The 10,984-nt window shown below is 37.6% G+C and carries 13 protein-coding genes and 1 pseudogene; 1 reads left to right on the top strand and 13 read right to left on the bottom strand.

The annotated features are described in order from the left end of the window. Nucleotides 1–35 precede the first annotated feature (35 nt). The 13 genes and pseudogenes from EDD61_RS00415 to EDD61_RS00360 all read right to left on the bottom strand — a co-directional run bounded on the left by EDD61_RS00415 (nt 36) and on the right by EDD61_RS00360 (nt 10,046). Nucleotides 36–773 carry a pseudouridine synthase gene (locus tag EDD61_RS00415; protein WP_132223195.1) on the bottom strand — a complete coding sequence of 246 codons (738 nt, stop codon included), beginning with the start codon at nt 771–773 and terminating at the stop codon, nt 36–38. A gap of 43 nt (nt 774–816) precedes the next feature. Further along, nucleotides 817–1,674 (bottom strand): annotated as a pseudogene (locus EDD61_RS00410) (DUF2974 domain-containing protein); the annotation flags it as partial. 12 nt (nt 1,675–1,686) lie between these two features. Further along, entirely contained in the window at nt 1,687–1,944 is a 258-nt protein-coding gene (locus EDD61_RS14015; protein ID WP_243642673.1) for a hypothetical protein, read from the bottom strand. 85 nt (nt 1,945–2,029) lie between these two features. After that, a complete protein-coding gene (locus tag EDD61_RS00405; RefSeq protein WP_008688372.1) occupies nt 2,030–2,542 on the bottom strand; it encodes a spore maturation protein in 513 nt (170 codons plus the stop codon). Continuing rightward, complete coding sequence (locus EDD61_RS00400; protein ID WP_008978415.1) at nt 2,535–3,107, bottom strand: spore maturation protein A; 573 nt, start codon at nt 3,105–3,107, stop codon at nt 2,535–2,537. The genes EDD61_RS00405 and EDD61_RS00400 overlap by 8 nt, the downstream gene beginning before the upstream one ends. Continuing rightward, a complete protein-coding gene (locus EDD61_RS00395) occupies nt 3,104–4,093 on the bottom strand; it encodes a D-alanyl-D-alanine carboxypeptidase family protein (RefSeq protein ID WP_119983360.1) in 990 nt (329 codons plus the stop codon). The genes EDD61_RS00400 and EDD61_RS00395 overlap by 4 nt, the downstream gene beginning before the upstream one ends. A 734-nt stretch (nt 4,094–4,827) precedes the next feature. Beyond that, nucleotides 4,828–5,373: an SMC-Scp complex subunit ScpB gene (gene scpB / locus EDD61_RS00390; RefSeq protein WP_008688367.1), complete on the bottom strand. Its 546-nt coding sequence runs from the start codon at nt 5,371–5,373 to the stop codon at nt 4,828–4,830. Beyond that, nucleotides 5,366–6,103: a segregation and condensation protein A gene (locus EDD61_RS00385; protein WP_008688365.1), complete on the bottom strand. Its 738-nt coding sequence runs from the start codon at nt 6,101–6,103 to the stop codon at nt 5,366–5,368. Before EDD61_RS00385 ends, scpB begins: the two co-directional genes overlap by 8 nt. Nucleotides 6,104–6,438: 335 nt before the next feature. After that, entirely contained in the window at nt 6,439–6,867 is a 429-nt protein-coding gene (locus EDD61_RS00380) for a GNAT family N-acetyltransferase (RefSeq protein WP_008978417.1), read from the bottom strand. Between the two features lie 30 nt (nt 6,868–6,897). Continuing rightward, complete coding sequence (locus tag EDD61_RS00375) at nt 6,898–8,262, bottom strand: spore germination protein (protein ID WP_008978418.1); 1,365 nt, start codon at nt 8,260–8,262, stop codon at nt 6,898–6,900. Beyond that, the gene (locus EDD61_RS00370; RefSeq protein ID WP_008688358.1) at nt 8,259–8,609 is read right to left on the bottom strand and encodes a SpoVA/SpoVAEb family sporulation membrane protein; all 351 of its coding nucleotides are present in this window, start codon (nt 8,607–8,609) and stop codon (nt 8,259–8,261) included. Before EDD61_RS00370 ends, EDD61_RS00375 begins: the two co-directional genes overlap by 4 nt. Nucleotide 8,610: 1 nt before the next feature. Next, on the bottom strand, nt 8,611–9,603 hold the full coding sequence (gene spoVAD, locus EDD61_RS00365) for a stage V sporulation protein AD (protein WP_132223192.1): 993 nt from the start codon (nt 9,601–9,603) through the stop codon (nt 8,611–8,613). A gap of 2 nt (nt 9,604–9,605) precedes the next feature. Then, nucleotides 9,606–10,046 (bottom strand): SpoVA/SpoVAEb family sporulation membrane protein, encoded by a 441-nt coding sequence (locus tag EDD61_RS00360; protein ID WP_008688354.1) that lies wholly within the window; start codon nt 10,044–10,046, stop codon nt 9,606–9,608. Nucleotides 10,047–10,246: 200 nt separating this feature from the next. On the opposite strand from EDD61_RS00360, the gene EDD61_RS00355 reads away from it, so the two are divergent. Next, nucleotides 10,247–10,972 carry an N-acetylmuramoyl-L-alanine amidase family protein gene (locus EDD61_RS00355; RefSeq protein WP_132223189.1) on the top strand — a complete coding sequence of 242 codons (726 nt, stop codon included), beginning with the start codon at nt 10,247–10,249 and terminating at the stop codon, nt 10,970–10,972. Nucleotides 10,973–10,984 lie beyond the last annotated feature (12 nt).

Raw genomic sequence — 10,984 nt, 5'->3', positions numbered from 1 at the left:
ACTCAAGCTCATGAAAAAACAGTGGAATCCACTGCTTATCGACTCTTCATCTTTCCTTTCGTGGCAAGTGAGCGCAACTGCGCCACCTCGAAAGGTTTTAATATACGATACTCTCCTTGGCGTAAATCGCTGCACTTTAAAAAGGCCAATTCTTTTCGGTGTAAACGACGTACCTCATAGCCCAATGCTTCCATCATTCGTTTGATCTGGCGATTTCTTCCTTCATATATCGTCAAATCAAAACTACATTGATTTTTGGCAACATCCTTTTCTGTCAGCTTAAGCTTCGCCGGTAATGTCTTTTTCCCATCATCTAAAACAATACCTTTTTTGATCTGGATCATTTCTTCCGGTGTCAAAATACCGTTAATTGTCAGATTATACACCTTTGGCATATGATAGCGTGGATGAATGATTTCATTAGCGAATTCTCCATCATTGGTTAAAAGTAAAACACCACTTGTATCATAATCCAGACGCCCTACCGTAAAAATACGTTCTTTACATGGAATCAAGTCAATAACGGTCGTACGATCAAACTCATCATTGCTGGTGCACATTGTTTTTTTTGGTTTGTTCATTAAAAAATAAACTTTATTTTCCTTTTCAATTGGATTTCCATCCACTTCTACTACATCACCGCGTTTTACTTTGTATCCCATTTCTGTGATAATATCCCCATTTACACACACTCTACCCTGTGCAATCATCTCTTCCGCTTTTCTTCTTGAGGCTATGCCAGCTTGTGCAATTACTTTCTGCAAGCGTTCCATGCTACCACCGTCCGTTTCTTCCTAGTTATTTTACATGATAACCTTATTTTTGCAAAGCTTTATTTTCATTTTGTTTAATACGCAGCAGATTATCTCCCATAACTTTTACCATACTGGAAAAAAAGCTGATCAACATTTCCTGAAGAACCTTTCTCGTATCCTCATCTAATTCACTAAAACCTTTTAAAATCACCAGCATATTTTTTATGTTGGTAATAGACAAATCTTTTATCGTATTCGCATTGGTTCGTGATAAAACATCATATATCGCATCCACTGCCAATGCTCGCTGGCTATCTTCCATGTGCGACATCCATTGTTTTAAAGCATGGTCAAAGAGTTCACTGGAGGCCGTTATAGATTGCAGATAAATGAAATCTGCACCTTCTAATTGCCAAGAATATGGATCATGCTGCCAAAGTGACAATTGATTGCTTTGTATGACGTGATAAGCTTCTTCATGCTGTAAAAGCATACCGACAACGCTCGATTGTGGGACATATGTATAAATGCGTGGTAAAATGCGTTGAAAAGACGCCTGCTTTATGATTGTCTTATCAAATCCAGGACCATCCATATTGTATACCCCTGCAATACGATCTTGCAGTGCTTCATTGGCAAAGGCACTGGCATAAACAGCAAGATTGCCTCCTTTTGAATGTCCGCAGATATATAAGCGTCCCTTATAATGCTCGCTAATCTGCTCCACGTATTCCAAAGCATCGTGCTGCGAAGGTATCACAGGTAAAAAACTCATATTAAAATCTTCTTTCCAGCCCACCAATGTGCTGTCTGTACCACGAAAAGCAATGCATATATCTCCTGTTTCCAATAAAAAGCTCATCGCACAAAATTGTTTTTGTTGCTGTTCATCAAAGCGTGATACATAGCGAAAGATTTTAACCTCTCCATATCATCTGCTTTCTGCCATCTCAGATAATATACGTTTATCATTTTCTACCCTTGCTTGTTGTAAGTCAATGTGTAATTTTTGATAGGCCTCATTTACCTGCCGTAAAGACAGTGGAGCGCTTGTCTCATTTAACAACGCATCAAAGCGAACATACGATAAACAACAAAAAGCTAATGCATCTAAATTACGAAAAGCATCTTGCCTCATCGTCAGATCTTTACGCCATGTCAAATATGTGAAAATCGAATCTTTCTCCATATGCTCACTTCCTAACCGCCTTCCTATGTATTTTAACAAAGATTTTGTTATCTGTCACTTTGAAAAGACAGCGTTTCACGCCGCCTCAGCCAAAAAACCATACTGTTAAAAAAATCGCCATCGCAATGCCGGCAACATCCGCAAGCAGCCCAATGGGCAATGCATTCTTTGTTTTTTTAATGCCGACACTGGAAAAGTATAAAGTGATGACATAAAATGTTGTATCTGTAGAACCTTGGATAATACTCGCCATGATTCCTTGTAAAGAATCAACTCCACAAGTTTTAAAAATATCGACAAGCACTGCTAAAGAGGCATTACCAGAAATCGGGCGAAAAAAGACCATCGGCCATATCTCTTTAGGAATTCCTTCAATATAGGTAGCAATCCCATTACAAATAACTTCCATTAAGCCACTTTCTCGCAATAAAGTAATAGCACACATCATTGCTAATAATGCAGGATAAATATCACTAAACAAAAAAATACCATCTTTTACACCTTCAATAAATGAATGATACGCATTTACACGACGCAACAAAGCGATTACACAGATGAAAAGAACTAGTAATGGAAGAATATAAGAAGTGTTAATCACGATAATTCCACCACCTATCCACGCATAGCCCTACAAATGAGGCAAAGCAAGTTGAAAGAATGGCGAACGGCATAAATCCCGTAACATCTAAAGAATGGAAAGAGGAGCGCATGGCGATGATGGTCGTACTTAATAAAGTAACACCCGCTGTATTTAAAACCAGAAACGTTACCATCGAACGGCTGGCTTCTTCTTTATGGGGGTTATGTTGTTGCATACCTTGCATCGCTTTTAAACCCATTGGTGTAGCTGCTGAACCTAAGCCTACCATATTCACGATTACATTGCTGGCAACATATCCCAATGTTTCGGCATCATTCTTTAAATCAGGAAATAAGCGTTTTAAAATCGGATGTGCCAATTTTTCTAAAGCCGCTAAAATTTTAGCATCTCTGGCAATATATAACATACCATTCCAAAATGCTGTCACACATAACAATGGTACAACAAAATCAAATGTTTCTTTTCCAACGCTGACAAACACCGCATTAATTACATCCACCCGTCCATTGCAAAGGCAATAAAGAACAGTGATGCAGATAATCAACAACCATATGACATTCATGAGAAAAGCCCACCCTTCTTATGTCTTACTTTTTTATAGGGAAAATTATAGACTTGCTGATTGTTCCCATTACGTATTTCTATAATGAATTCTTTATCTTCAAAATGCGAGCTCACCATAAGCTTTGCTTGTTCCTTTTGAGTAATGGTAACAGCGATATCCTCAGGTATGCAGATTTGTTTATGATCTATGACATATTTTCCTTTGGCCAGGATAGGAATTACCTTAATCTCATCGAAAACTTTGGTGTGCTTTTGCTCATGAAAAGTAAAGTCATCTCCCATACCAAGCGTAACGATGACATTTTCAACATTTTCATGCTTCGCTGCGCTGATCAAAGTCCTTCCAGCTTTCTTCGTAAATCCTGTTTTCCCGGCGATAGCAAAAGGATATTCAAATAAGAGTTTATTTTTATTGCGCCAGCGATAGTTCCATTCACTCGTATAATACTTGGTTCCGCTTATTTCACGAAAGGCAGGGTTTTTCATAGCATAAGACATCAGCAATGCCATGTCATATGCACTGGACAAATTGCCACCATCTTCTTCATCTAAACCACTGGGATTTGCGAAATGTGTATCTAGCATACCGATTTCTTTTGCTTTTTCATTCATCATCTGGACAAATTTTTTTTGTGTCTTACCAATATGCAAAGCGATTTCTAAGGCTGCATCATTACCACTCCTAAGCATTAATCCATATAATAACGAGCGCAGCGATACCTGTTGTCCTTCCTTTAAATAAATCATGGAACCATATGCCTGTTTTAATTCCTTCCCGGTTTTCCATGTTGCATTTAAATCACCTTTTTCTAATGCAAGTATCGCTGTCATCACCTTCGATATGCTAGCAACACTTTGCACCTTGTGCATATCCTTTTCCTCTATGACTGTATTATCTGCATCACTCATCACACAATAAGATTGCCCATGCACAGTTTCTAAGTTGATTATCAGACACAAGAAAAAGCAGAGCAGTTTTTTCATTCTCATCACCTGTTGAAGTATATGTTAACCAGATGCTTTTCATGCTCTTCTTAGATAATAGAATTCGCTAAACATAAAACGAAAAAGCGTCGTATAGTCATAAAAATCATTGCTATAACTACCCTATAAAGAATGCTGTCAGCATACCTAATCCACAAATATAAACTTGACTTTTTTAGATGATAATTATAAATCGACAGCATAAATGTATAAAATCATTCATCTTACCCTTCTTAATCACCACATGAAAAGAGGAGCCACGCATGCTCCTCCTTTCTCTATTATGCCATATCCCATCGTTTCTCTTCGATTTCCTTTGATATGACACTCCAAGGTACTTTGTTTGTTTACTTACAAAGCCTTTTGAGTTTTCCATTTTCTCATTCTTTACACACTCATTCAGCTTTATTTTCAACAGCCTGTGTTATCTGCGACTACCTTATTTCCTGACTTCCTTATTTCGCATATGTCCTTATCCATAGTTCTAAGTATCATCAGTTTTGTCGTTTACCGGCTTCCCTTGGCTCTTACAGGATGCCACTACGCGCTGATCTTGTATATGATCGTTTTTTTATTATGTGCGACATATCTCTCATCAGTTTCATGAACCCTTCCTGTGATAAGCTTTTTTCATACCTTTCTTGGTACGTCTTTACTATATACTTAGGTGTTTTATCTGTAAATCCTTCTGGAAAAATAGGAAGCTTATTGGTAAAATCAGTAAAAAAGAGAAATTATTCAAACAATTCCTCATCTCTTTCTTCTTTGAATTCCGGAAGATCCGGCAATTCTTTTAAACTTTCTAACTTAAAGGTATCCATAAATTCTTCTGTTACCTCATAGAGAAATGGTCTACCTGGTGCATCTGTTCGGCCACATTCTTTAATCAGATTACGCGCCAACAACTTACGTACCATCATATCACAATTGACACCACGAATTTCTTCAATTTCAACACGTGTAATCGGTTGCTTATAGGCCACGATCGCCAAGGTTTCTAACGCCGCGCTAGATAAAGTGGACATTTTCGTAGATGAAAATAGCCGTTGCGCATATGGATGAATAGACTCTTTTGAAACAAATTTATATACACCACCAAAGCGTACCAATTCTATACCATGTGTGTTCTCAAGATATGCTTTCATCATCGTGTCTAATGTTTCTTCTAATTCTTCCTTACTGACTTCTTCTAGACAATCTAAGAGTTGTTCCATCGTTATGCCTTCATCTCCACTCAGAAACAACAATCCTTCCAATATTGGTTTCAAATGCTCATGCATATACAACTTCTCCTTTGATAATCCAAATTACATCTTGCGCATCAAGTGTAAATGTGATTTCTTTATGTTTAATTAAATCCAAAACTGATAAAAAGGTCACAATAACCATATGCAAACTGTCACAATCACTACATAAATCTTCAAAGCTCATTTTACCAACAAAATCACGGAGCCGTTTTTTAATTTGGACGACGCGTTCATCCAGCGATAACTCTTTCACCGTCATTCTGGTTTCCAAAGGATGTGATAATGCCATACGTCTTAAAACACGATTCATAGCCTTAATCAAATCATAAGGATTACCATCAATTTCTGCTTCCGTAACCGTATGTACCCATTTATTGGTTTCTTCACTTATCGGCTTGCTCATCATCAACTGACGTTCTTCATATTTCTGTTCAAACTGAGCACTTACCTCTTTGTAACGCTGATATTCCAATAGACGTTTTACTAGCTTTTCGCGTTGATCCTCTTCATATTCTTCCTCAATCACTACTTTTTCCCTTGGCAATAGTTTCTTACTCTTATACTCCAAAAGTCCTGCTAACTCAGCTAAATACTCGCTGGCAACTTCCAGATGCATGGATTCCATCGCATTTAAATATTGCAGATATTGATCTGTTAAGATATTCATATCCAAATCAAACAAATCCAATTTATTATCTTTGATCAGATGCAGCATTAAGTCCAAAGGACCTTCAAACTGATCGATCATGATCGTAAATGCCATGAAATCACCTCGCGCTTAATTATATCAAAAAAAAAGCGGAATGAGTAGAATTATTTTTATATGCTTAAGATTACCAGCATTATGTCGAATGGCAAGTGAAAAATCACTTTTCATATGAATATGAAAATATATTCTTTTTTAACGCCATTATCCTTAGCAATTAAGCAATTAGATCATGGATAAGCAACCCTTTCTGTCTTAATTGGGTTATGGAAATATATCAAAATAGCATTTCATCCTACACATTACACCTTCCATAAAAATTTGTAATAGCGATTAAAAAGCTGAAATCACTTAACGATTTCAGCCACTTTCATGTATATCGCATCATTTTTTCAACTGATATTAACACTGAATTTAAGATGATCGCAATCCATCCCCTGTTGCTTATAAAAATGATGTGCATACTTGCGCGATTGTTTGCTAGAAAGTTCTAACTGTATACAAGACTGCTGTTTTGCGAACGCAAGCGCCTGTGCAAACAATGTACTGCCATACCCCTGCCGTTGTTTATCTTTTTTGACGATGAGTTCTTCTATCATAGCGATGTTGGCACAATGATGTAAATGATAGAGTATCCGTAAAGATACATAACCAATAATTTCTTCATCATTTGTTAAGACCCATGCCTTCATACTTCTGTCCTTGCGTTGCATCGCAAATCCTTTCATAAATAAAGCCTTATTCAACTCTTTATTTTCTAATTCACAAAGCAATTCATATACAGGCGTTTCATCCCCTGACATTACTTCCCGTATTTCCATCATGCTCACCTCAAATTAAGTATATCATATTTATTTTTTTCTCGCTTTATTTACGCGAATCGGAGAACCAAATAAGATACGACTACATTCTTTATATGAGAATGGTATCAATGGATATAAATAAGGAAATTTAATCGTTTTCGTAGACATTAAAACGACAATATGTAGAAATACCCCGAAACAGAAGCCAGTTTGTCCAAAGAATAAAGCTAATGCGCCAATAAAAATACGAAATACTTTATTAGCCAATGATAACTCATAAGATGGAGTTAACAGATTGCCAATGTTACACAACGCCACCATAATTAGAATTTCTTTGGTATAGGCACCTAGCTCTATTGCCATATCCCCTAATACAAAAACAGCGATAAAGCTCATGATGCTCGATAAGATCGTCGGTGTATGGATGAGCGATTGCCGTATCCATTCCACCACAATATCTGCCAAAATAATTTGAAAGCCAAATGTAAATAAGTGTACATTTTTCATAGGTAAGTGCAGCATGGTTGGATTTTGATCTATGACAAGGGCTATCCATAATGGCAACAAGTATAAGGAAAACAGAATGCCAATCAGGCGTAGGATACGTGTAAAAGATGCGACAATAGTCGTTTGTGTATACTCTTCAATTTGTTTCGTTTGTTCAAAAAAGGTGGTAGGTAAAATAACGGCTGTCGGCGCATTATCCACCAAGGCAACCAAATATCCTTGCAATAAGTGAATAGCACAGATATCCGGACGTTCTGTATAGCGAACATGTGGATATGGATTTAAAGTTTTTCCATATAACTGTTCAACCAAATTACGCTCACTTAAAATTTCTGTTTCACTCAATTGTTTCATTCGTGTTTCAAAATCGCTGAGCACATCTGGATCTACTAGATGTTTGATATACACATAAGCAACATCTGTGCGTGTTTTTACTCCTTCTTTATGCATAATGACACTAAGGCGAGGATCACGGATGCGCCGACGTATTAGGCCGACATTTAAAATGACATTTTCAACAAAACCATCATGTGCTCCGCGCACGCTTCTTTCAACACTTGGTTCTGCATTGCTACGCGATGGATAATGTCTTGTTTCAATGCAAAAATAATATTGAGAACTATCCAACAATACTAAGCATTGCCCACTAAGCATGTTAATTACTGCTTTTTTGGGGTCCTTCACCTTTTCCACCGAGCCAGGATAAAAGGTCAGTTCCACATGGTTAGTTGCCGTTATCGTCAAGCCTTCTACCAGATTGGAAATCAGTTGACTATCCGATAAAGAAGAAAGAAAAAGCAAGATCGCATCATGTCCTTCAATCTGCAAATGCCGTTTTACAACATCAAAGGAATCAGACAACTCTATCGTTAACTGTTGTAGGCGTGCTTGTAGCTGTTCCTTCATGATTTTGGTTTGCACAAAATGGCTACAAAGAAAGCAAACAAAATACCACTCGTGATACCGGCAGCAGTTAAATCAAACATGCCAAGTAAAATACCGAGCAGTCCTTCTTTTTGGGCCTGTGCTAATGCCCCATGAATCAAACTATGTCCAAAACTAGTAATAGGAAGACTTGCCCCCATACCAGCAACCTTTAACAGCCAATCATAAATACCAAAGGTGTCCAAAGCTGCTCCGATAGCCACAAATAAAGAAGTGATATGTCCGGCCGTTAATTTGGTATGATCATATAAAAGTTGTCCTGCTAATGAAATACCGCCACAGACTAAAAAGGCATAGACAAAAACCATATCATTCACTCCTTTCGTAAACGATGCCATGAGCAATACAGGGAATCGTTCCTTTTTGTTGTACAGCGACGGGTGATAATAAAGCACCCGTTGCTAAGACCATGATACGATGATATTCCCCTTGTTCCAAACGATTTAACAAATCACTCATAGATACACACATGCTACATGCGCAACCACTACCACCACAAAACACATCCTGTTTACTATTATCATAGATCATCAATCCACAATCAGATAACCGATTTTCTATTTCATATTGTTCCTGCGTTAATAAGTCCGTTAGAAACGCAAAGCCAACTTGCGATAAATCACCGGTCACAATGCGATCAAAATCGGTAATCTTTTGCTTACTCTCTTTTAAATACGTCGTCAACGTATCATAAGCAGCTGGAGCCATCGCTAATCCCATATCATTCGCATCGGTGTGATTCCAATCAACAATCTTACCAGGAACAAAAGCAGTGACTTTGATGTTCGATGGCTTTGTGCCTAAGACAATAGCACCGGCGCCACAGACAGTTGTCGTTGTCGTATCTTTTTTCTGTATGCCATATTCATTAGGAAAGCGAAATTGACGTTCTGCTGCAGCTGTATGTGAGCTGGTAAAAGCCATTGCATGAGATGCCATATGATGTTCTATCCACATGGCCGCAGTGCCAATGACCAATGAACTTGTAGCACATGCTGCATACATACCAATAAAAGGTACTTGAAGATCTTTCGCAAAATAATGCGAGCTCATTAACTGATTCAATAAATCGCCACCTACCAGCACATCCAAATCAGAAACTTGGAGCTGCGCTTTTCGTAAAGCAATATCACTTGCGTCATATAATAAACGACGTTCTGCTTTTTCAAAGCAATCTTCACCACAGTAGGTATCTTCATAACATTTATCAAACTGCTCTGCTAATGGACCTTTTGCCTCAACAGGGCCACCTACGGCAGAGCGTGATGTCACATAGACATCATGAAATTGAATAATTGCCATCATTATCCTCCAAATAAGATAAAACGAATCATCCCAAATACAAAGGCTGAGGCAATGCCATATGTTAATACAGAACCGGCAAGCTTAAACATATTGGATCCAATACCATAAATTAGTCCTTCACTTTTTCCTTCTAAAGCACAAGCAGTTAAAGAATTCGCAAACCCGGAAATAGGAATAAATAAACCTGCTCCACAAACCTGGGCAAATTTATCATAAATACCCAAACCAGTTAAAATCGCAGTAATTAAGATTACCGTTACTACGGTCATCGAAATAGCTGTTTTTTCATCAACGCCCAATAGTGTTTGATATGCCATCATAACGAATTGAGCAGCGATTGCCAAAGCTCCACCGCTGAGAAAAGCAATCACTTCGTTTTTCACATAATGTGATTTTGGCGCATGTTTTTTCGCCGTATCTTTTATTTTTTTCTGATTCATATGCATCCTCCTTTATAACGCTAGTATGCACAACGTTTCTTGCATTATGTATAAAGCACATTCGGAAACCATGAAGAATTCTCATTCTAAACATTTCAAGAACACTTCAGTCAATCTTCACGATATGACCATTTTCCAATCAATCTTTACCATCATAATGAAAGGGCAAAGACTTATTTACCATAAGGAGGAGCTATGATATGAAAAAAAGAATTGTTTCACTATTTGCCTTGGCAATAACAGGTGTAGTATGTTTAACACTATATTCCCTAGGGGATATACATCTTGTTATGGAGATCATGGGAATAGAACAATATGAAGAAACGATACATGCAAAAGAAGATATAAAGACAACGATCGTATTAGATAGTGGCCATGGTGGTTATGATACAGGATGTATTGCTAACGATGGTACTTATGAAAAAGATATTACTTTAGCGATTGCTTTAAAAACGGGAGCATTATTATCTTCCTATGGCTATCATGTCGTTTATACACGTACAAGTGATGAAGTAAGTTGGTCTAACAACAATAAAGATGATTTAGCTACACGTGTAGCGATTGCCCAAGAAGCAGATGCCGACTATTACATATCTATCCATATGAATGCAAGTGAAAATAATGATGGAGCAAATGGCTTTGAAATTTATGTAAAGGGCAACAACGAACGTATCTTACAAATCGCTTCACGTTTAGAATCATCGCTTACTTCATTGGCCTATACTAATGATCGCGGCATTAAAACAACAGCTTCTTCTCCCCTGTATGTCATTGATAACAATACAGTACCTGCCATGCTGATTGAATATGGTTTTCTTACTGATCAAAACGATGCAGCCTATGTATGCAGCGAAGATGGGCAACAAAAGTTAGCACAACAATTAGCCATCAGCATTCAGAAAAATGTGCCTCTTAGTAAAAGCTGATTTGTTATATAT

The sequence above is a fragment of the Longicatena caecimuris genome (assembly GCF_004341945.1).
In the GTDB taxonomy this organism is placed as follows: Bacteria; Bacillota_I; Bacilli_A; order Erysipelotrichales; family Erysipelotrichaceae; genus Longicatena; species Longicatena caecimuris.
Note: the sequence above shows the minus strand (reverse complement) of the source record. Positions and strands in the feature narration are given on the sequence as shown.